17 protein-coding genes are annotated in these 20,643 nt (G+C 72.4%); 9 read left to right on the plus strand and 8 right to left on the minus strand.

What is annotated here, in order from left to right; genetic code table 11:
* Positions 1–200 precede the first annotated feature (200 nt).
* The 3 genes from JOD48_RS11265 to JOD48_RS11275 are packed head-to-tail and all read left to right on the plus strand — an operon-like array spanning position 201 to position 3,273.
* Positions 201–2,492, plus strand: a complete 2,292-nt coding sequence (locus JOD48_RS11265; protein ID WP_204809087.1) for a DEAD/DEAH box helicase — start codon at positions 201–203, stop codon at positions 2,490–2,492.
* Positions 2,493–2,539: 47 nt separating this feature from the next.
* Entirely contained in the window at positions 2,540–2,935 is a 396-nt protein-coding gene (locus tag JOD48_RS11270; RefSeq protein ID WP_204809089.1) for a hypothetical protein, read from the plus strand.
* Positions 2,936–2,985: 50 nt separating this feature from the next.
* On the plus strand, positions 2,986–3,273 hold the full coding sequence (locus JOD48_RS11275; RefSeq protein WP_204809090.1) for a hypothetical protein: 288 nt from the start codon (positions 2,986–2,988) through the stop codon (positions 3,271–3,273).
* Positions 3,274–3,526: 253 nt separating this feature from the next.
* Here JOD48_RS11275 and JOD48_RS11280 read toward each other — a convergent pair whose 3' ends face one another.
* The 5 genes from JOD48_RS11280 to JOD48_RS11300 form a co-directional block, all read right to left on the minus strand.
* Positions 3,527–3,970 carry a hypothetical protein gene (locus JOD48_RS11280; protein WP_204809093.1) on the minus strand — a complete coding sequence of 148 codons (444 nt, stop codon included), beginning with the start codon at positions 3,968–3,970 and terminating at the stop codon, positions 3,527–3,529.
* On the minus strand, positions 3,967–5,439 hold the full coding sequence (gadC, locus tag JOD48_RS11285; protein ID WP_191792065.1) for a glutamate/gamma-aminobutyrate antiporter GadC: 1,473 nt from the start codon (positions 5,437–5,439) through the stop codon (positions 3,967–3,969). The genes JOD48_RS11280 and gadC overlap by 4 nt, the downstream gene beginning before the upstream one ends.
* Before the next feature lie 153 nt (positions 5,440–5,592).
* On the minus strand, positions 5,593–7,110 hold the full coding sequence (locus tag JOD48_RS11290) for an MFS transporter (protein WP_204809094.1): 1,518 nt from the start codon (positions 7,108–7,110) through the stop codon (positions 5,593–5,595).
* A gap of 117 nt (positions 7,111–7,227) precedes the next feature.
* The gene (locus tag JOD48_RS11295; RefSeq protein ID WP_204809097.1) at positions 7,228–7,977 is read right to left on the minus strand and encodes a PIG-L deacetylase family protein; all 750 of its coding nucleotides are present in this window, start codon (positions 7,975–7,977) and stop codon (positions 7,228–7,230) included.
* Positions 7,978–8,015: 38 nt separating this feature from the next.
* Positions 8,016–8,459, minus strand: coding sequence for a RidA family protein (locus tag JOD48_RS11300; protein WP_307824106.1), 444 nt, complete (start codon positions 8,457–8,459; stop codon positions 8,016–8,018).
* A gap of 112 nt (positions 8,460–8,571) precedes the next feature.
* Between JOD48_RS11300 and JOD48_RS11305 the strand changes: the two genes are divergently transcribed.
* Positions 8,572–9,549 carry an alpha/beta fold hydrolase gene (locus JOD48_RS11305; protein WP_191792061.1) on the plus strand — a complete coding sequence of 326 codons (978 nt, stop codon included), beginning with the start codon at positions 8,572–8,574 and terminating at the stop codon, positions 9,547–9,549.
* Between the two features lie 63 nt (positions 9,550–9,612).
* Here JOD48_RS11305 and pflA read toward each other — a convergent pair whose 3' ends face one another.
* Together pflA and pflB are read right to left on the minus strand one after the other, a co-directional pair.
* Positions 9,613–10,623 (minus strand): pyruvate formate-lyase-activating protein, encoded by a 1,011-nt coding sequence (gene pflA / locus JOD48_RS11310; protein WP_191792060.1) that lies wholly within the window; start codon positions 10,621–10,623, stop codon positions 9,613–9,615.
* Positions 10,624–10,644: 21 nt separating this feature from the next.
* On the minus strand, positions 10,645–12,927 hold the full coding sequence (gene pflB / locus JOD48_RS11315) for a formate C-acetyltransferase (RefSeq protein WP_191792059.1): 2,283 nt from the start codon (positions 12,925–12,927) through the stop codon (positions 10,645–10,647).
* Between the two features lie 594 nt (positions 12,928–13,521).
* On the opposite strand from pflB, the gene JOD48_RS11320 reads away from it, so the two are divergent.
* Positions 13,522–14,664: a carboxylate-amine ligase gene (locus JOD48_RS11320; RefSeq protein WP_191792058.1), complete on the plus strand. Its 1,143-nt coding sequence runs from the start codon at positions 13,522–13,524 to the stop codon at positions 14,662–14,664.
* Positions 14,665–14,776: 112 nt separating this feature from the next.
* Here JOD48_RS11320 and dxs read toward each other — a convergent pair whose 3' ends face one another.
* The gene (gene dxs / locus JOD48_RS11325; RefSeq protein WP_204809099.1) at positions 14,777–16,687 is read right to left on the minus strand and encodes a 1-deoxy-D-xylulose-5-phosphate synthase; all 1,911 of its coding nucleotides are present in this window, start codon (positions 16,685–16,687) and stop codon (positions 14,777–14,779) included.
* A gap of 152 nt (positions 16,688–16,839) precedes the next feature.
* Between dxs and guaB1 the strand changes: the two genes are divergently transcribed.
* The 4 genes from guaB1 (at position 16,840) to JOD48_RS11345 (ending at position 20,542) form a co-directional block, all read left to right on the plus strand.
* On the plus strand, positions 16,840–18,288 hold the full coding sequence (gene guaB1 / locus JOD48_RS11330) for a GMP reductase (protein ID WP_191792056.1): 1,449 nt from the start codon (positions 16,840–16,842) through the stop codon (positions 18,286–18,288).
* Positions 18,285–19,010 (plus strand): NUDIX hydrolase, encoded by a 726-nt coding sequence (locus JOD48_RS11335; RefSeq protein WP_204809101.1) that lies wholly within the window; start codon positions 18,285–18,287, stop codon positions 19,008–19,010. Before guaB1 ends, JOD48_RS11335 begins: the two co-directional genes overlap by 4 nt.
* Complete coding sequence (locus JOD48_RS11340) at positions 19,010–19,918, plus strand: aminoglycoside phosphotransferase family protein (protein ID WP_204809103.1); 909 nt, start codon at positions 19,010–19,012, stop codon at positions 19,916–19,918. Before JOD48_RS11335 ends, JOD48_RS11340 begins: the two co-directional genes overlap by 1 nt.
* Before the next feature lie 177 nt (positions 19,919–20,095).
* On the plus strand, positions 20,096–20,542 hold the full coding sequence (locus JOD48_RS11345) for a DUF1801 domain-containing protein (protein ID WP_191792054.1): 447 nt from the start codon (positions 20,096–20,098) through the stop codon (positions 20,540–20,542).
* Positions 20,543–20,643: the final 101 nt, after the last annotated feature.

Raw genomic sequence — 20,643 nt, forward strand, 5'->3', positions numbered from 1 at the left:
TCTGCCGAACCCGAGGGGGTCGGGCACCTCCGAGTTGCCCGACCCCCTCGGGTTCGGCGTCTGCCAGCCGGGTCGCAGGGAGCGGTGGTGACGCGACGCGGTGATAGCGTCGCGGGGCGCTCGATCCGTGGCACCTCTGCCGCCGGTCGTCGCCAGGAAGCCCTGCTCCCCCGCCGACGTCCCCCAGGAGTTCCCGCCCGATGACCGCGCTCGACGTTCCCCGCCCGACGCCCGACCAGGCGCAGGGCGTCGTCGCCCGGGCCGACGAGGTCGCGGCGCTGCTCTCGGGGCTCGCCGGGGCGCCCGCCCGGTTCCGCGAGCACGTGCGCACCGCGTTCGGCTCCAGCCAGGAGGACAAGGTCCTGGGCGAGCTCTCGGCGATCGGGGTCGAGCGGCTGCGCGAGGTCAGCGGTGAGCGGCTGCGCGTCGGTCGCCTGGTCGACGGGGGCATCACGACCGTCGGAGCCGTGCTGCGCGCGGGACCCGCCGGGCTCGAACGGCTGCCCGGGATCGGCCCGCAGACCGCGACGCACTGTCTCGCGGCCGCGGCGCAGATCGCCCACGCCGTCCAGGAGACACTGCGGTTCCGGATCGACGACGCCCCCGGCGACCCGTACACGACCGGCCTCGTCCAGGCCCTCGCGGGGCTCGACGCAGCACGCACGGGAGCAACGCGGCACCGGCAGGTGATGGTCACGTTCCTCGAGGGGCACACCGAGCACCGGGTCGCGGCCCAGGAGGCGACCCGCGCGGTCCGGACCTTCTTCTCGCTGCCCGCGCGGCGCCGTCGGGCAGCGGACGCCGTGCGCGACCTCGCGCGGCTGGTCGCCGACGTCGAGCGGTCCGGGGCCGTCGCGGCCGCCGAGCGCATCGCCGCCCTCGACGGCGCACCCGTCGACGCCTTCGAGGCGTGGACCGACTTCCGGGCGCGCTCGGCGACGTACTACGCGCTGCTCGACGACGTCGTGGACATCGGGCGCGACCTCGGGGCCACCGAGGGCCACCTGCCGCCCGACCTCCTCGCCCGGGTGAACGACCAGCCGCTCGACCAGTCGCTCCTGACCGCCTCGCTGCGCGGGTACCAGGCGTTCGGGGCGCGCTACGCCCTCGCCCAGCGACGCACGATCCTGGGCGACGAGATGGGCCTGGGCAAGACCGTGCAGGCCATCGCCGCGATGGCGCACCTCGCCGCGGGCGGCGCGACGCACTTCCTCGTGGTGTGCCCCGCGAGCGTCATGACGAGCTGGGTGCGCGAGGTCGCGCGGCACAGCACGCTGCGCTCGCTCGACGTCCACGGCCCCGAGCGCGCCGAGGAGGCCGCGCAGTGGGCGCGCGAGGGCGGCGTGGCCGTGACGACGTTCGAGCAGGTCGGGCTCCTGCCGCTCGACCTGCCCACGCCCGCGATGCTCGTGGTCGACGAGGCGCACTACGTCAAGAACCCCGAGGCCAAGAGGTCGCAGGCCGTGGCCGCCTGGGCGGGGCGCTCCGAGCACGTGCTGTTCCTGACCGGCACGGTGATGGAGAACCGCGTCGAGGAGTTCCGACGCCTCGTGGCCTACCTCCAGCCTGACGTCGCCGAGCAGGTGAACGCCGCGCACGGCGCCGCGGGAGCCGAGAGGTTCCGGCTCGCCGTGGCCCCCGTGTACCTCCGGCGCAACCAGGAGGACGTGCTCGAGGAGCTGCCCGAGCTCGTCCAGGTCGAGGAGTGGGAGTCGTTCGGCCCGGCCGACGGCGCCGCCTACCGTGCCGCGGTGCGCGAGGGCAGCTTCATGGCCATGCGCCGGGCCGCGTACGCCGTCGACCACCCCGAGGACTCGGCCAAGGTGCGCCGGCTCGTCGAGCTCGTCGAGGAGGCCACGGGGAACGGCCGCAAGGTCGTGGTGTTCACGTACTTCCGCGACGTCGTCGACCTCGTGGTGCGCGCGCTGGGCGACCTCGCGGCCGGACCGCTCACGGGATCCGTGGGGGCGAGCGCCCGCCAGACGATCCTCGACGACTTCACGGCCTCGCCCGTCCCGCGAGCGCTCGTGAGCCAGATCGACGTGGGCGGGGTCGGCGTCAACCTCCAGGCCGCGTCCGTCGTCATCCTGTGCGAGCCGCAGGTCAAGCCCACGACCGAGGCCCAGGCCGTCGCACGCGCCCACCGCATGGGCCAGGTGCGCACCGTGCAGGTCCACCGGCTGCTCGTCGCCGACACGGTCGACGAGCGCATGGTCGAGATCCTCGGGACCAAGGCCAGGCTGTTCGACGCCTACGCGCGACGCAGCGTGCTGGCCGACGCGCTGCCGGGCGCGGTCGACGTGTCGGAAGCCCGGCTCGCGCAGACGATCGTCGCGGCCGAGCAGGCGCGGTGGCTGGGCGGGGAGCCGGTCGTGGGTGGCGGCGGTGCGACGGTCGCCCAGGGGATCGTGGCGGACGGCGAGGTGCGGGACGCCGAGGTGCAGGACGCGCTGGTCGACGCGCCGCGGGGCGACGGCGACGCCGACCTGTGACGACGTCCCGCCGGTCAGGCGCCGCACAGGTCCATGGAGTCATGCGCGTGGACACTCTGGACCAGATCCTCGGGCGACTCGTCGGTTGCGAGCTCGCGTCGGTGCAGTTCGTCCGGGACTACGTGCAGCTGCGGTTCGAACCGTCGTCGGGGCCAGACGAACCCGTCCTGACGTGCAACGCGCCGCCCGTCGTCGAGCAGGACGGCCGTCGACTCTCCGACGGCGACGGAGGGTGGGCGGACGCGCTGCGCGCGCTCATCGGCCAGACGGTGATCGGGACGGACGCGACGACCGGGATCGGGATCCACTTCGAGAGCGGCCCGCTGCGGATGTCGCCGACCCGGGACGAGCTGACCGGGCCGGAGATCGCGCTCCTCACCGGTTTCGAGGACGGCGTCTGGATGGTCTGGCGACACGGCGAGCCGCCGTTCGAGGACGGCTGAAGGTCCCAGCCCGCACGGAAGACGCCGGCCGGGCCGCTACAGTCGGCCGCATGCCGCTCCCCGACGACGTCGCCCAGCTCCTGCGAGATCGCCCCGCAGAGGAGATCTGGCTGTCCGTGCTGCCTCCCGCGACCGAGTTCGACGCCGTCGCGCGCGCCACGGGCCTCACCCCGATCGGCAGAGGCTGGGCGGAGGTCGGGGCCGACGGCGCACGCCAGCTGCTGACCACCCTGCTGCGGATCGGCATCGCCCATGCCGACGAGATCATGCCCGAGCATCGTGCCCGACGGCTCGCCGAGGAGTTCATCAGCTCCTTCGGCGAGCACGACGCTCGGTAGGCGACCAACTGCGCTCCCTCGAAGGAACGCCTCCGGAACTTCGGTGATTCGGCGGTCGGGAGCGCTCCCGACGACGCGACTCCTTCCACCGACCTCTGGTTCGGCTCGTTGCTGGAGTCCGGCGGCTGGACCCCTGCGACGGAGCACACCTTCGACACGGGCCTCGTGGTCCTGGGCGAGTCGAGCTCGGGGTGCTACTGGGTGGCTGAGGAGGACTAGGCGTCGAACGTGACTGCCATGGCGGTCACGGGCCTCACCCCGCGACGTCGTCGGTCTTGAGGTCGTCGACGAACGCCTGGAACTCGTCGAGCTCGTCCGGGCAGTAGATCTCGATGATGAGGAGCTGGCCCTGGACCACGCGGCTGTCGGCGATGACGGGCCGGGCGCCAGGGCCCGAGGCGCCGTTCGCGAGCTGCGCGAGCAGCGTCGCCCGACTGAGCGCCTCGTTCGGGTTGGCGCACGTCGCGCCGCCGTCGTCGCCGAGGACGCGCACGACCTGGTCCTTGTCCGGGGTGCGCACCCCCGCGTCCTCGAGCGCCGCGATCAGCTCGTCAGCCTTCTCCGACGCACGTGCCGACTCTCTGACGGTGGTGAACGCGAGGATCCCCCACACGACCATCGCGACGAGGACCACGCACGCGCCGATGTAGATCCACCGGCGCTCGTGCCGCGGCTGGTTCTCCTCCGGCGTGCTCATGAGGCCACCTCCGTCGACTCGGCCTGCTTCCAGGTCGGCTTGCGGAACCGGTAGAACAGGAACGGCACGAACAGGCCCAGCCCCAGGGCCCCGCCGCCCACGATGAGGAAGTAGACCAGCGGGCTACCGGACGAGAACTGGGAGGGCGGGACGAACCCGACCAGCAGCGCCGCCAGAGAGGCCGCGAAGCCGACCCCGCACATGCTCACGAGCATCGGGGCCCGGAAGCCGCGCGGGTGGTCGGGCTGGCGGCGGCGCAGGTTGATCGCGGCCACGAACATCAGCAGGTACATGATCAGGTACACCTGCGTCGTGATGACGGAGAAGATCCAGTAGGCGCTCGAGACGTCGGGGATCAGCGCGTAGGCGAGGCCGATCACCGTGGTCACGATGCCCTGGACGACCAGGATGTTCTGCTGGACACCGTTCTTGTTGAGCCGCTGCAGGAACGGTGGGAGGTACCCCTCCTGGCGGGAGATGAGCAGCAGGCCCTTGGACGGACCGGCGAGCCACGTGAGCATGCCACCGAGAGAGGCGGTGACGAGCATGATGCCCACGATGGGCGTCAGCCACTGCCACCCGAAGTTGGCGAACACCGCGTCGAAGGCCTGCATCACGCCGGCCGTGAGCGAGAGCTCCTCGGCGGGCACGATCCAGCTGATGGCCAGCGCGGGAAGGATGAAGATCGCCAGCACCATCCCCATCGCGAGGAACATCGACTTCGGGAACTGCTTGGCGGGGTTCTTCAGCGACGACACGTGAACCGCGTTCATCTCCATGCCGGAGTAGGACAGGAAGTTGTTGACGATGAGGACGAGGCTCGAGAGCCCGGCCCAGGCCGGCAGGAGGTTGTCGGCCGTCATGGGTGCCGCGGACTCGTTCCCCTGACCCAGGAAGACGACGCCGAGGGTCACGAGCACGACCCCGGGGATCAGGGTTCCGATGATGAGCCCGCCGCTCGCGAGGCCGGCGACGCCCTTGGTGCCGCGCGAGGAGACCCAGACCCCGGACCAGTAGACGACGATGATCACGGCCGCCGTCCACACCCCGCTGCTGGCGAGCGCGGGATTGATGACGTACGCGAGCGTGCTCGCGACGAACCCGAGCAGGCTCGGGTAGTAGAAGATCGTCATGGCGAACTGGCACCACACCGCGAGGAAGCCCATGGGCTTCGAGATGCCCTCGGAGACCCACTTGTAGATGCCGCCGGTCCACCCGGAGGCGAGCTCTGCGGACACCAGCGAGGTCGGCAGCAGGAAGACGACCGCGGGCAACAGGTAGAGGAACACGCAGGCCAGGCCGTAGACGGCCATCGTGGGCGCCGCGCGCAGGCTCGCGACCGAGCTGGTGGTCATCATGGCGAGCGCGACCCAGGAGATCCACTGGGTGCTCGTCGCGCGGGTGCGGGCGGCCGGGACTGCCGCCGCGCCGTCGACGGGGACGTCGGCAGGGACGTCGGCGGCGCTCATCGCGCGTCCTGCGGGAGTGCTTGCGTGGTCATCACTGCCTCCGTCGACGTCGTCGGTCAGGCCTTGGTTCGAGTGTGCCGCCCGAGGAACCGGGCGCACGTCATCCAGATCGAGTGAACCGCACCGCCCGGAGGTCGACCGGAACGGGAGCGCTCAGCCCCGGCCTGAGCCGGTTTGTCCCGCGGTCGCCGAGGTGGGCAACGTGAAGGAGACCGAGGCGGCCGCCGCGGCGGCGTCGTCGAGCGTCCCCTTCGCCGCGCGGTGGCGACCGATCACGACCGCCATGAGCACGCCGAGGAAGCTGAAGATCGCCATCATCCACGCGGCTGCCGCCAGTCCGGAGGCCAGGGCGTCGCCCTGCGCAGCCCCGGCAGCGGTCCGGGTGGCGATCACGTTGCCGTAGATGGTGGCTGCCAGCGCCGTCGCGACCGCAGCGCCGACGTACCGGGCCATGTTGGAGATCCCTGAGGCCCCACCGACCTGGTTCTCCGGCACCGCGGCCGTGGCGGCCGCCGACGCAGGACCGTTCGACAGGCCCATGCCGACCGCGATCGCGACCAACGGCAGCAGGAACGCGGTGTACAGCCACGACTCGTTCACGAGGCCGACGACCACGAAGCCGACCGTGGTCAGGGCGAACCCGAGACCGATCGTCTGCCGCCCGCCGATCTTCGCCGCGAGCCGCGGCACGAGCGGGGCGATCACCACGAGCCCCACGGTGGCCGGGAGCGTCGCGAGCCCCGCCTGGAGCGGGCTGAAGCCCAAGGTGGCGGGGTCCTGGAAGTACAGGCTCAGGAGGTACATCAGCCCGTTGATCGTGCCCGCGCCGATGAGGATCGCGACGGTGGAACCCACGAGTACGCGGTTGCGCAGCAGGGCGAGGTCCACGAGCGGGACGGCCACCCGCCCCTCGACGACGACGAACGCGACCGCCGCCCCGACGGAGATCGCGAAGCACCCCAGCGTGGCCACCGAGAACCAGCCCCAGTCGCCGCTCTTGGTCACGCCCAGGATGAGCGGGGTCAGCGTCAGCGCGATGAGCACGGTACCCGCGTAGTCGATCGTCCTCGGCCGGTCCGGGTCCCTCGACTCGGCGACGGTCAACACCGTCAGCACCATGCACAGGACCGCGATCCCTGCGTCGATCCAGAACAGCCCCTGCCACCCCGTGACGTCGACGAGCACGCCGCCGACCAACGGCCCGGCCGCGGCACCCACGGCCGCCGCTGCGCCCCACAGCGAGACGGCTCGGAGCTGGGCGTCGCCCGAGTTCGCGACCGACAGGAGGCTGAGCCCGCACGCGAGGATCGTCGCCCCCGCCGCGCCCTGGATCACGCGACCGGCGATGACCATGCCCCCCGACCCGGCCAGCGCGATCATGATGCACGACACGACGAACAGCAGCAGCCCGAGCTGGAAGACCCTCCGCCGGCCGAAGACGTCGCCCAACGAGCCCGAGGTGACGATGACCGCCGCCCCGACGAGCGAGTAGCCCGTCACCGCCCACTGCAGCGTGGTCACGGACGTCCCGGTGTCCTCGGAGATCGCCGGGAGCAGGATGCTGACCGCCGACGTGTTCGCGTTCACCACCAGGGTGGAGATGCACGTGGCCGCGAGGACCCCGCCCGCCTTGGCTCCGACCTGTCCATCGACCTGCGCAGCGTCGCTCATCGCACTGCCCTTTCCCGTGACGGGCTCGGGGCGGGTACCCCTCCCACACGGTAGGGCAGATGGCCGCTGCGCTCCTGTCGAGACCGCGCGCGCTCCCCAGGCGGCAGGCGCGGTGCGCTAGTCCTCCCAGCCCATGCGGAGCACCTCGAACGCGGTGGCGTGCTCGACGTCCATGCGAGCGCCGCCCGCCCGGGACATCGTCGCGAGGAACTCGGCCGGGTCGAAGTGCTCCCACCCGAGACCGGCGATGTAGGCGGCGTGGGCACGGAGCGAGGCCACGCCCGCGTCGAACGTCCCGGTCACGTCTACGCCGTGGGCCGCGTCGGGAGACCCTGCGACCCAGACCTGCCGCACGCCGCCCCACGGCTCCAGGCCCGCCTCGACCTGGTCGTGGAAGACCCAGCGGTTGCCCGCGTCGCGCACGGCGTCCACGACGGCGCGGCCCGTCACGATGTGGTCGGCCTGGTTGAGCATCCCGCCCGGGAAGGTCTCGCGGTAGTTGCCCGTGATGACGACCTCGGGGCGGTGACGACGGATCGCCGCCGCGACGGCCGACCGCAGCGGCAGCCCGTACTCGAGCACGCCGTCGGGCAGGCCGAGGAACTCGACCTCGTCCACGCCCACGATCGCGGCCGACGCGACCTGTTCGGCCTCGCGCACGGCGCGCGCCTCGTCGGGGGCGAGGCCGTCGATCCCGGCCTCGCCGCTCGTGACCATGGCGTAGACCACGGTCTTGCCCTGCCCGGTCCAGCGCGCAACGGCCGCGGCCGCACCGAACTCCATGTCGTCCGGGTGGGCCACGACCGCGAGCGCCCGGGTCCAGTCCTCGGTCAGCGGGGTCAGGGGTGTCTGAGGTGGGAGGTCCATGCCTCCCACGGTATGCCCGGGCGCCGCGAGCGGAGGGGTCAGCGGATCGCCGCGACCGCCTCGACCTCGACGAGCTGGTCGTCGTAGCCGAGCGCGGCGACGCCGAGGAGCGTGCTCGGCGGGTCGTGCGGGGCCAGCGCGTCGCGCACGACCTCCCACGCGGCGACGAGGTCGTCCTGCGACGTCGAGGCGACGTACACGGTCGTCTTGACGAGGTCCGCGAAGGTCGCACCCGCGTCCTCGAGCGAGACCCGCAGGTTCGCCATGGTCTGCGCGGCCTGGGCCCGTACGTCCCCGACGCCCACGGTCGCTCCGTCGGCGTCGAGCGGGCACGCGCCGGCGGCGTAGACGAGACGGGCGCCGGACGGGACGACGGTCGCGTAGGCGTACTCGGCGACGTCGGACAGGCGGGGGCTGCGCACGAGCCGTGCGACGGGGGTCGACGGCTCAGCGCTGGACGGAGCAGCGGGGGCAGCAGGCACGGGTTCTCCTCGGGGTCGGTGGGGTGTTCCTCGATCCTCCGTCATCCGGACACCAGGATCCAGGCATTTCGGGCTCGCACCGCGCCCCACGGTGCGCGATAGCGTGGCTCGCATGACGTCGAACGGTTCCCCGGTCACGCACCACACCACAGCGACCCTTCACGACGGGAGCACCATCCCCGTCGAGGTCACGGGGACAGGCCCCGCCGTCGTGCTCCCGGTCAACCCGGTCCCGGCCGCGGGGCCGCAGGCCGACGAGCTCCGGACGTGGGGCGTCGACCCTGCGCTGGGCCGGACCCTGGTCGACGCCCTCTCCCCCACGTTCCGCGTGGTCGCGGCCGACTACGAGGGCCACCGCATGGCTCACCCGGCACCGGGCTCGCTGACCCCGGAGAACGTCGCGGCCGACCTGCTCGCGATCGCCGACGCCGCGGGGGCCGAGACCTTCGCGTACTACGGCTACTCGTGGCTCGCCCTGAGCGGCCTCCAGCTCGCGCTGCGCACACCGCGCCTGAGCGCTCTCGTCATGGGTGGCTTCCCGCCGCTGGGCGGCCCGTACGCGGGCATGCTCGCGGTCACGCGCGCGACGCACGCCATGACGGCCGCAGCCCCCGCGGCGCCTGGCGAGCCCACGGACGGCCCGACGGCGCAGCGCGAGACGAGCGACGTCGTCGGGCAGGAGGAGCTCGCCCCGGCGACGGACACCGCACCCGAGTCCACGGGGGCGGCTCAGGACCCCGAGGACTTCGACTGGGACGCGTTCGACATGACGCTCGGCGAGGACCAGACGCGCCAGTTCGTGACGCTGTACGAGGCGCTCGACGGGTTCGACGACCGGGCCGCGCTGGACCAGGTGAGGTGCCCGCGCCTCGCGTTCGCCGGGACGGCCGACGAGATCGAGTACGGCGAGAAGTGGGGCGGGGTGCACGTGAGCATCGGCGGCGCGCTCGCCGCGCACGCCGACGAGCTGCGCACCGCGGGCTGGGACGTGCGCCTGCTCGACGGCCTGGACCACACCCGGGCCATGCAGCCGGATGCGGTGCTGCCGGTGCTGGGCCCGTGGCTGACTTCCGTGCTCACCCGGACATGACGAACGGCCCCCGGATCACAGGATCCAGGGGCCGCGGCTCGTCGTTCAGGGCCGGGCGGCCGGTCAGTAGACCGTGAGCCCCTTCGCCCGGAACTGGTCGCGCACGCGGTCGACCAGCTCGACGTCGGGCGCCGGGGTGTCGGTGAGCTCGTACTCGCGCCCGAGCGTCTCCCACTTGTCCCGGCCCATCTGGTGGAAGGGCAGGACCTCGACCCGGGTGACCGTGCCGGGCCGGATCTCGTTGAGCGAGGCCGCGTAGTCCGCGACGACGTCGACGTGCTCGGCCTGGTCGGTCAGGCCCGGGACCAGCACGTAGCGGATCCAGACCTCGACCGGGTGCTCGGCCGTGACGCCGCCGGGCAGGCCCGACTCGGCGAGCCGTCGCCCGAACGTCAGCGTGGGCTCCAGGGCACGCCCCGTGACCTTCTCGTAGGTCTCGGGGTCGCCCGACTTGACGTCGAGGAGCACCAGGTCGGTGTCCGCGAGCATCTCGTCGCTCAGGTTCGCCCCGAGGAAGCCCGAGGTGTCGAGCGTGGTGTGCACACCCATCTCCTTGGCGCCCCGCAGGATGCGCGCGGCGAACGCGGGCTGCATGAGCACCTCGCCGCCCGAGAGCGTCAGCCCGCCCTTGGTGGCGCGGAAGACCGGCAGGTACCGCTTGACGCGGGCCAGCAGCTCGTCGGCCGTGACCGGCTCCCCGTCCTTCATCTGCAGGGTGTCGGGGTTGTGGCAGTACAGGCACCGCAGCGGGCACCCGTTGAGGAACACCGTCAGGCGCGTGCCCGGACCGTCCACCGCGGTCACGAGCTCCCACGAGTGGACGGAGCCCAGCTCGCCCGAGCGCATCATCGCGAGCTTGTCGTGCCGGTCGAGGTCCTCGGCCGTCGAGAGGCCGGAGACCCCGGCCCCCGTCCGGCGGCGGGGGGCCTCCGGTGCGTCCAGGTCGCTGTCGTGACCCAGGCCGTCACCGGAGGTCCGCCACGGCAGCGGAGCCGAGGCGACCCCGTCGACCCCGTAGCGGGCGGCGGCACGCGCGGGCACCTGGCCTGCTGCGGGCGTCGAGAGAGTCGTCATGATGGTTCCGCCGTTCTGCGCTCAGAGAGCGCCGTGGAAGGTCCGCGAGAGGACGTCGAGCTGCTGCTCGCGGGTCAGCCGCACGAAGTTCACGGCGTACCCGGAGACACGGATGGTGAGCTGCGGGTAGTTCTCGGGGTGCTCCATGGCGTCCTCGAGAGTCTCCTTCACCAGCACGTTGACGTTCATGTGGTAGCCGTCTCCACCGACCGATGCGTCGAGCAGACCGGCGAGGTTCGCGACCTGCTCGTCACGGGTGCGGCCCAGACCGCTCGGGACGACCGTGTTGGTCAGCGAGATGCCGTCCTGCGCCTCGTTGTACGGCAGCTTCGCGACCGACAGGGCCGAGGCGAGCATGCCGTGCGTGTCGCGCCCGTTCATCGGGTTGGCCCCCGGGGAGAACGGCTCGCCCGCGCGGCGGCCGTCGGGAGTGTTGCCCGTGGCCTTGCCGTAGACGACGTTCGACGTGATGGTCAGGACGGACTGGGTGGGCAGCGCGTCGCGGTACATCTTGTGCGAACGAATCTTCGCCATGAACGACTCGACGAGCTCGACCGCGATCGAGTCGACACGGTCGTCGTCGTTGCCGAACGCGGGGTAGTCGCCCTCGGTCTGGTAGTCGACCACGATGCCGCGCTCGTCGAACACGGGCGTGACCGTGGCGTACTTGATGGCCGACAGGGAGTCCGCCGCGACCGCGAGACCCGCGATGCCGCAGGCCATGGTCCGCAGGACCTCCTTGTCGTGGAGGGCCATCTCGAGACGCTCGTAGGCGTACTTGTCGTGCGACCAGTGGATGCAGTTGAGCGCCTCGACGTAGGTCTCGGCCAGCCAGTCCATGGTCTTGTCGAAGCGGGCGCGGACGTCGTCGTAGTCGAGGGGCTGGCCCTCGGGCACGGGGGCGACGACCGGGGAGACCTGCTTGCCCGTGACCTCGTCCTTGCCGCCGTTGATGGCGTACAGGAGGGTCTTGGCGAGGTTGACGCGGGCACCGAAGAACTGCATCTGCTTGCCGACCGCCATGGGCGAGACGCAGCACGCGATCGCGGCGTCGTCACCCCAGGCCGGGCGGATCTGCTCGTCCGACTCGTACTGGACGGCCGAGGTGTCGATCGAGACCTTGGCGCAGAAGTCCTTGAACCCCTGCGGCAGGCGCGGGCTCCAGAAGACGGTCATGTTGGGCTCGGGGGCCGGGCCCAGGTTGTAGAGCGTCTGCAGGAAGCGGAACGAGTTCTTCGTGACGAGCGGCCGACCGTCGTCGCCCATGCCGCCGATGGTCTCGGTGACCCACGTCGGGTCGCCCGAGAACAGGGAGTCGTACTCCGGGGTGCGCAGGAAGCGCACGATCCGCAGCTTGATCACGAAGTCGTCGATGATCTCCTGCGCCTGCTCCTCGGTGATGACACCGTTCGCCAGGTCGCGCTCGAGGTACACGTCGAGGAAGGTCGAGGTGCGGCCCAGCGACATCGCGGCGCCGTTCTGCTCCTTGACCGCGGCGAGGTAGCCGAAGTAGAGCCACTGGACGGCCTCGCGGGCGTTGGTGGCCGGGCCGGAGATGTCGTAGCCGTAGGAGGCGGCCATCGCCTTGAGCTCGCCGAGCGCGCGGATCTGCTCCGCGTGCTCCTCGCGCTCGCGCACGATCTTCTCGCTGAACGGCTGGGTGTCGAGGTCCAGCTTGTCGAGCTTCTTGGCGGCGACGAGCTGGTCGACGCCGTACAGCGCGACGCGGCGGTAGTCACCGATGATGCGGCCGCGGCCGTAGGCGTCGGGCAGGCCCGTGATGATGTGCGAGCTGCGTGCGGCGCGGACGTTGGGCGGGTAGATGTCGAAGACGCCCTGGTTGTGGGTCTTGCGGTACTCGCTGAAGACCTTCTTGAGCTCCTGGTCGACCGGGTAGCCGTAGGTCTCGAGCGCGCCCTCGACCATGCGCCATCCGCCGTTGGGCATGATCGCGCGCTTGAGCGGGGCGTCGGTCTGGAGACCGACGATGACCTCGGCGTCCTTGTCGATGTACCCGGGCGCGTGGGCCGTGATGCCGGCGGGCGTGTGCGGGTCGACGTCGTAGATGCCCTTCTCGCGCTCGGCGGGGAACATCTCGGAGAGCTTGGCCCAGATGCCGGTCGTGCGCTCGGTGGGCCCGGCGAGGAAGGAGTCGTCACCCTCGTACGGGGTGTAGTTGCGCTGGATGAAGTCACGCACGTCGACCGTGTCCTGCCAGGGACCTGCGGTGAAGCCGGCCCATGCGGGGACGGTCGCGTCGTCCTGGCCGCCAGTGGTGCTGCGAGCCTCGGAAATGCTGGTCATATCACTCTCCTCGACGTCCACACCGCGCTGCCTGCGCGGCGGGGGTAAAGACCTTGGTCGACGCGGGAAATCCGTGCCGTCCTGCCGTTCTCCTTCGCCCTTTCAGGCTACGACCTGCAGAGGGTGTCGGCGTGGCAAAGACGCTGTCACCTGGCTCACAGGCCGCGGCGCCGAACCGACGCTCGACGCCTGAAGATTGGCGGAATTCCAACCCTTCTACGCCCTTCAACATGCATCTAAGCGAGATCATTCCATCTTGTGACAGTCTTCACATGACCTTTTCGTGGGAGTCCTTAGACCTCTCGCTCGGGACCAAAGTCCCTTGCGGAACGCCCCCGCCCCCGCACCGTCCTCAGCTCCGCCTCGAATTCCCACCCTACGGGCGCCCGCGCGCCCGCGCACCGACGCAGCCGTCCCCACGGCCGCGGGCGGGAGAACACGTCGAGATGCCGCCCGTCGCCCCCCGGTACTGGGCCCGGGCCGGCGACGAGCGGCATCCTCAGGCGAGCTGTCCGACACGCCTCGATGCCCCTATGCACGAGCCGGACGCCCCACTGCGTGCGAAGAGCCCCCCGCGCGTGTGAGACTGCCTCGATGCGAACCATGGGAGTCGAGGAGGAGTTCCTCCTCGTCGGGCCCGACGGCATCCCCACCGCCGTCGCGACCGAGGTCATCGAATCGTCCGGCACCACCGAGGTCACCGAGGGAGGGCTCGGGGCGTCGGGCGGCTCGCGCCCGGACCGGTCCGGCGGCGCCCCCGGCGGCGACCTCGAGCTCGAGCTCATGGAGGAGCAGCTCGAGACCGGCACGCACCCCTGCGCCGACCTGTCGGACCTCGCCCAGGAGATTCGCGACGGGCGCATCCGGGCCAACAAGGCCGCCGAGCAGCGCGACGCGCGCATCGTGGCCCTCGGCACGTCGCCCGTCCCCGTCTCCCCCACCACGGTCGGAAAGCTCCGCTACCTCGCGGCGCGCGCCGCGTTCGGGCTCACGGCACGCGAACAGCTCACGGGCGGCTGCCACGTCCACGTCGCGGTCTCGTCCGACGCCGAGGGGGTCGCGGTCCTCGACCGCATCGGTCCCTGGCTCGCCCCGCTCCTCGCGCTGAGCGCCAACTCGCCGTACTGGCAGGGCGAGGACAGCGGGTACGCGAGCTTCCGCTCCCAGGTCTGGTCACGATGGCCGACGGCGGGCCCGGCCCCGTCGTTCGGCACGCCCGAGGCGTACCGCGCCACGGTCGACGCCCTGGTCGCCACGGGCACGATCCTCGACACCGCGATGATCTACTTCGACGCCCGGCTGTCCGCGTCCTACCCCACGGTCGAGATCCGCGTCGCGGACGTGTGCCTCGACGCCGACACCGCGACCTTGCTCGCGGCCCTGGCGCGCGGGCTCGTCGAGACCGCGGCGCGCGAGGCCGACGCGGGCGTCTCGGCACCCATGCTGCACCCCGAGCTCCTGCGCACCGCCTCCTGGCGGGCCGGGCGCTCCGGGATCTCCGGCGACCTGGTCTCGCCCCTCACGTGGAAGCCCGCGACCGCGCACGACGTCGTGGGCCAGCTCGTCGCGCACGTGCGCGAAGCCCTCGTCGACGCGGGCGACCTCGACGCCGTGACCGAGCTGCTCGGACGGCTGTGGTCGAACGGCGGCGGCGCCGGACGCCAACGCACGTGGTTCGCGAGCTCGGGCGACCTGCGCGCCGTGGTCGAGCGGGCCGCGGAGGCGACGCTGGCCTGAGGCGCGACGGCCGCTCGGGGGCGCGGCGCCGTCGGGCCTGCACCGGAGCGATCGACGAGGGGCGCGGACCGTGCGGTCCGCGCCCCTCGTCGATCTCCCCGCCGTGCGGAGGTCAGAGCAGCGCGAGCGCCGTGAGCGCGTCGCGCGTGACGTCCTGCGCCGTGAGGCGGTGCGTGGCCTTGACCTGGTCGATCGACATGTGGTCCAGGAAGACCGTGGGCAGGCCCAGCGGGACCACGGGCACCGTGATCCCGGCCTCGACCGCCCGCTGCCCCAGGAGAGAGCCCACGCCGCCGTCGGCGAGGCCGTCCTCGATCGTGACCACGAGGTCGTGCTCGCCCGCGAGCTTCACGAGGGCGGACGGCATGGGCAGGACCCAGGTCGGGGACGCGACCGTGACGTCCACGCCGTGGGCGGCGAGCGCCTCCCCGGCCGCCATCGCGGTACCGGTCATCGACCCGACGCCCACGAGCAGGACCTTGCGGGCCGGTGCGGTCGAGGTCGAGGCGGTCTTCTTGGCCGGGACGGCGTCGTGGCGTGCGACGACGTCGACACCGTCGACCGTCTCGATCGCGGGGATCGGCGCGACGACCGCCCCCTTGGGGTAGCGGACGACCGAGGGCGCGTCGTCGATGTCGACCGCGTGGCGCAGCGCGTCGCGCAGCGTCGGCTCGTCGCGCGGCGCGGCCAGGTGCAGACCCGGCACGATGCGCAGCATCGCCATGTCCCACATGCCGTTGTGGCTCGCGCCGTCCTCGCCCGTGATGCCGGCGCGGTCGAGCACGAACGTGACCCCGGCCTTGTGCAGCGCCACGTCCATGAGGACCTGGTCGAACGCCCGGTTGAGGAAGGTCGCGTAGACCGCGACGACCGGGTGCAGGCCCGCGAAGGCCATGCCCGCGGCCGAGGTCGCGGCGTGCTGCTCCGCGATGCCGACGTCGAACGTGCGCTCGGGGAACGCCTCGGCGAACGGCGCGAGGCCCACCGGGTGCAGCATGGCCGCGGTGATCGCGACGACGTCGGGGCGACGACGACCGATCGTGACGATCTCGTCGGCGAAGACCGACGTCCAACCGAAGCGCGAGGGGGCCACCGGCAGCCCCGTCTCGGGGTGGATCTGCCCGACGGCGTGGAAGCGGTCGGCGACGTCCTGCTCGGCCGGGGTGTAGCCACGGCCCTTCTCCGTGATGACGTGCACGATCACGGGCGCGCCGTAGGAGCGGGCCCGCACGAACGCGTGCTCGAGGGCCTCGATGTCGTGGCCGTCGACCGGGCCGACGTACTTGATGCCCAGGTCCTCGAACATGCCCTGGGGCGCGACGACGTCCTTGAGCCCCTTCTTGAGCCCGTGCAGCCACTCGTACGCGAACCGGCCGGGGGCGCCCGAGCGCGAGAGCGTGCGCTTGCCCCAGTCGAGGAAGTTCTCGTAGCCGCGCGTGGTGCGCAAGGTCGACAGGTGGTGCGCCATGCCGCCGATGGTCGGCGAGTAGGAGCGGCCGTTGTCGTTGACGACGATCACCAGGCGCCGGTCCTGGCTCTCGGCGATGTTGTTGAGCGCCTCCCAGGCCATGCCGCCCGTGAGGGCGCCGTCGCCGATGACCGAGACGACGTGCCGGTCCCGCAGGCCGCGCACCACGTTGGCCTTGGCGATCCCGTCGCCCCAGCTCAGCGCGGTCGACGCGTGCGAGTTCTCGACGATGTCGTGCGGCGACTCGGCGCGGCTCGGGTAGCCGGACATGCCGTCGCGCTTGCGCAGCGCGGAGAAGTCCTGGCGGCCCGTGAGCAGCTTGTGCACGTAGGACTGGTGGCCCGTGTCGAACACGAACGAGTCCTTGGGCGAGTCGAACACACGGTGCATCGCGAGGGTCAGCTCGACGACGCCGAGGTTCGGCCCGAGGTGCCCGCCCGTGCGGGAGACGGCGGAGACGAGGAACTCGCGGATCTCCGCGGCGAGGGTCTCCACCTGCTGGGGGGTCAGTCGCCGGAGGTCCTCCGGGGACGTGATGCTGCTCAACAGGGTCATAACCGCTCCGTTCCGCCTGCCATTCGACTAGCCCGACAACTCTAGGCCGTCAGGGAGGGTGCTCGCGCCCGGAAAGGGCTGGTCACGACGTCTGCACGCGGTGCGCACCCGATCCACCCTCCCCCTCTGGCGTCCCTCCGTAGACTGCTGGGGTGCGCTTCCTGCCGGGCCAGCGGCCCACCACAGACCTGACCTACGGCGACGTGTTCCTCGTCCCGTCCCGCTCCGAGATCACGTCGCGCTTCGACGTGGACCTGTCGTCCGACGACGGCACGGGCACCACGATCCCGCTCGTCGTGGCGAACATGACGGCCGTCGCGGGCCGGCGCATGGCCGAGACGGTCGCGCGCCGCGGCGGGATCGTCGTGATCCCGCAGGACGTGCCGACCGACGTCGTCGCGGACGTGATCGCCGACGTCAAGAGCAAGGACCCCGTCATCGAGACCCCCGTCGTGGTCTCCCCCACGGACACGGTCCACACGGCCCTGACGTTGATCGGCAAGCGGTCCCACGGCGCGGCCGTGGTCCTCGAGGGTGACCGCCCGGTCGGCGTCGTCACGGAGGCCGACTGCCTGGGCGTGGACCGCTTCACGCAGGTCCGCCAGGTCATGTCCGCGCACCCCCAGGTGGTCGAGGCGTCGGTCGTCACCGGACCGGGCGGTCTGGAGGCCGCGTTCGACGAGCTCCACCGCTCGCGCCGCAAGGTCGCGCCGGTCGTGCGCGACGGACGCCTCGTGGGCGTCCTGACGCGTCGCGGCGCGCTGCGCTCGAGCGTCTACTCCCCCGCCGTGGACGGCTCGGGCCGCCTGCGCGTCGCCGCGGCCGTCGGCATCAACGGCGACGTCAAGGCGAAGGCCGCCGAGCTCCTCGCCGCGGGCGCCGACGTCCTCGTGGTCGACACGGCCCACGGCCACCAGGTCAAGATGCTCCAGGCCCTCGAGGCCGTGCGTTCCCTGGACCCGCAGGTCCCGATCGTCGCGGGCAACGTCGTGACGGCCGAGGGCGTGCGCGACCTCGTGGCCGCGGGCGCGGACATCGTCAAGGTCGGCGTCGGGCCGGGCGCCATGTGCACCACGCGCATGATGACGGCCGTGGGTCGCCCGCAGTTCTCCGCGGTCCTCGAGTGCGCCGAGGCGGCGCGCGAGCTGGGCAAGCACGTCTGGGCCGACGGCGGGGTGCGCCACCCGCGCGACGTCGCCCTGGCTCTCGCGGCGGGCGCGTCCCAGGTCATGATCGGTTCGTGGTTCGCGGGGACGCACGAGTCCCCAGGCGACCTGCACGACGACGGCACGGGCCGCCTGTACAAGGAGTCGTTCGGCATGGCCTCGGCCCGCGCGGTCGCGGCCCGCACCGCTGGCGGCTCGCCGTTCCAGCAGGCTCGCAAGGGGCTGTACGAGGAGGGCATCTCGTCGTCGCGCATGTACCTCGACCCGGCTCGTCCGGGCGTCGAGGACCTGATCGACGAGATCACCGCGGGGCTGCGCAGCTCGTGCACGTACGCGGGGGCGGACTCGCTCGAGGCGTTCGCCGAGCGCGCCGTGGTCGGCATCCAGTCGGCCGCCGGGTACGAGGAGGGGCGTCCGCTGCCCGCGGGCTGGTGACAGTCTCCCCGTCCGCGAGGTCGGCCCGCGCCGACCTCGCGGCCCTCGCCCAGGACGCGGCGCCGTGGCCACGCCCGTGGCGGTACGCGATCGGCACGCTCGACGAGTCGCGCGTGCGGCAGGCCGCGGTGCTGGTCCTGTTCGGCGTGCTCGACGACGTCGCGGCGGCCCGTGACACGTCCCGGCCCGGCGCCGCGCCTCTCCCGGTCGCCGCCGACCTCGACGTGCTGCTGCTCGCACGGGCCTCGACGCTGAGCCACCACCCGGGGCAGGTCTCGTTCCCCGGCGGCCGCCTCGACGACACGGACGCGGACCTGGTCGACGCGGCCCTGCGCGAGGCCGTCGAGGAGACCGGGCTCGACCGTGACGGGGTCGAGGTCCTGGGGACGCTGTCCCCGCTCCCCCTGCCCGTGAGCAACCACCTCGTGACCCCCGTCCTGGGCTGGTGGGCGCGTCCCACGCCCGTGGCCGTGGTCGACTCTGCCGAGTCCGCGCACGTCTTCCGGGTGCCCGTCGCGGACCTGACGGACCCCGCGAACCGGCGCACCGCCGTCGTGCGCCGTGGGCGGGACACGCACAAGAGCCCCGCGTTCCTGGTGTCCGCGGACGGGCGCGAGCACCTCGTGTGGGGGTTCACGGGCGCGATCCTCGACGCGCTCCTGGACCGGCTCGGCTGGGCCGAGCCGTGGGACGCGGCGCGCACGGTCGAGGTGCCGGTCTAGTGGCACTGCGGCCCGCCGCGGAGGTCGACGTCACGGTCGACCTCGTGCGCGCCCTGCTCACCGCCCAGCACCCCGACCTGGCCGGCCTGCCCCTGGAGGTCGTCGCGAACGGTTGGGACAACGTGGTGCTGCGCCTGGGCGACGAGCTCGCGGTGCGGGTCCCGCGCCGCGAGCTCGCGGCCGCGCTCGTGCGCCACGAGCAGGAGTGGCTCCCGGTGCTCGCACCGCACCTCCCGGTACCGGTCCCCGCTCCCGTGCGGGTCGGGCTTCCCTCCGACGGGTCTGCGGGCCCCTCCTTCCCCTGGTCGTGGAGCATCGTCCCGTGGTTCGACGGGCTGAGCGCCCTCGCGGTCGACCCCGCGCTGCGCCGCGCGTTCGCCCCCGACCTCGCCGCCTTCCTCGCGGCCCTGCACGTCCCGGCCCCGCCCGAGGCGCCCGTCAACCCGTTCCGCGGCGTCCCCCTGGCCGCTCGCGACGAGTCGGTCCGGGAGCGCCTCCTGCTGGGCCACGTGCCCGACGACGGCGCCCTCCTCGACCTGTGGTCCCGCCTCGTCGAGGTTCCCCCGTGGGACGGGCCGGCGCTGTGGCTGCACGGCGACCTGCACCCGGCGAACCTGGTGCTCGCGCCCGGCGACCACCGGCTGGGGGCCGTGGTCGACTTCGGAGACATGACGAGCGGCGACCCGGCCACCGATCTCGCGACCGCCTGGCTCACGTTCGACGCCGCGGGACGCCGTGTGTTGCGCGACGCCGTGACCGCGCGGTGCGGAACGGACGACGCGACGTGGGAGCGAGCCCGTGGGTGGGCGCTGGTCCTCGGCACGGCCTTCGCGGCCCACTCGGACGACGACCCGGCGTTCGCCGACCTGGGCGCGCACACGCTCGCGCAGGTGCTCGGCGACGACTGAGCCACCCGTCCCGTACGGCGGCCGGGTCCACGTGCGAACGCGGTCGCGACTCGGGCCCTGGGCCCTCCTCGCGAGATGCTGCTCGTTGTCGGGTTCGCCGCCCGACGAACGACAACGAGCAGCATCTCGCCGACGAGCAATGCGTGCCACCGGCACCCAGCGGCGAGATACTGGCACATGGCCACGGACAACAAGACCCGCCCGCACGACGGCGACGTGGACGCGTTCCTCGCGACCGTCACCCACGCGGTCCGCCGTCGCGACGCGGACACGCTCCTCGCCCTCATGCAGCGAGTCACGGGGGAACCGCCCGTGATGTGGGGGCCGTCGATCATCGGGTTCGGCCAGTACCACTACGAGTACGCGAGCGGCCGCCAGGGCGACGCGGGAGCGGCGGGGTTCTCGCCGCGCAAGGCCGCGTCCACGGTGTACCTGCCGGACGGCACGGGAGCCCACGAGGACCTGCTCGCGCGCCTCGGCCCGCACACCACCGGTCTCGTGTGCGTGTACCTCAAGGACCTGTCGACGAACGACCTCGGCGTCCTGGAGGAGATCGTGCGCCGGTCGTACGAGGCCGTGACGGCGGGCACGTTCACCCAGCGGGCGCGCGACTCCTCGTCCTGACCGGAGCACGACGACGGGGCGCCCCACCCGAAGGTGGGACGCCCCGTCGTCGTGCTCCCCGCGCGGGGCGAGCGGCGCCGTCGGGCGTGCGGGAGATCCCG

Source organism: Oerskovia paurometabola (genome assembly GCF_016907365.1).
Lineage (GTDB): Bacteria > Actinomycetota > Actinomycetes > Actinomycetales > Cellulomonadaceae > Oerskovia > Oerskovia paurometabola.

Bases quoted from the DNA above. Each gene is read 5' to 3' on its own strand.
- JOD48_RS11345 (WP_191792054.1), top strand. From the start codon at position 20,096: ATGGCCACGGACAACAAGACCCGCCCGCACGACGGCGACGTGGACGCG.
- JOD48_RS11275 (WP_204809090.1), top strand. From the start codon at position 2,986: ATGCCGCTCCCCGACGACGTCGCCCAGCTCCTGCGAGATCGCCCCGCA.
- JOD48_RS11280 (WP_204809093.1), bottom strand. From the start codon at position 3,970: ATGAGCACGCCGGAGGAGAACCAGCCGCGGCACGAGCGCCGGTGGATC.
- JOD48_RS11305 (WP_191792061.1), top strand. From the start codon at position 8,572: ATGACGTCGAACGGTTCCCCGGTCACGCACCACACCACAGCGACCCTT.
- pflA (WP_191792060.1), bottom strand. From the start codon at position 10,623: ATGACGACTCTCTCGACGCCCGCAGCAGGCCAGGTGCCCGCGCGTGCC.
- JOD48_RS11320 (WP_191792058.1), top strand. From the start codon at position 13,522: ATGCGAACCATGGGAGTCGAGGAGGAGTTCCTCCTCGTCGGGCCCGAC.
- JOD48_RS11265 (WP_204809087.1), top strand. From the start codon at position 201: ATGACCGCGCTCGACGTTCCCCGCCCGACGCCCGACCAGGCGCAGGGC.
- JOD48_RS11295 (WP_204809097.1), bottom strand. From the start codon at position 7,977: ATGGACCTCCCACCTCAGACACCCCTGACCCCGCTGACCGAGGACTGG.
- dxs (WP_204809099.1), bottom strand. From the start codon at position 16,687: ATGACCCTGTTGAGCAGCATCACGTCCCCGGAGGACCTCCGGCGACTG.
- gadC (WP_191792065.1), bottom strand. From the start codon at position 5,439: ATGAGCGCCGCCGACGTCCCTGCCGACGTCCCCGTCGACGGCGCGGCG.
- JOD48_RS11290 (WP_204809094.1), bottom strand. From the start codon at position 7,110: ATGAGCGACGCTGCGCAGGTCGATGGACAGGTCGGAGCCAAGGCGGGC.
- pflB (WP_191792059.1), bottom strand. From the start codon at position 12,927: ATGACCAGCATTTCCGAGGCTCGCAGCACCACTGGCGGCCAGGACGAC.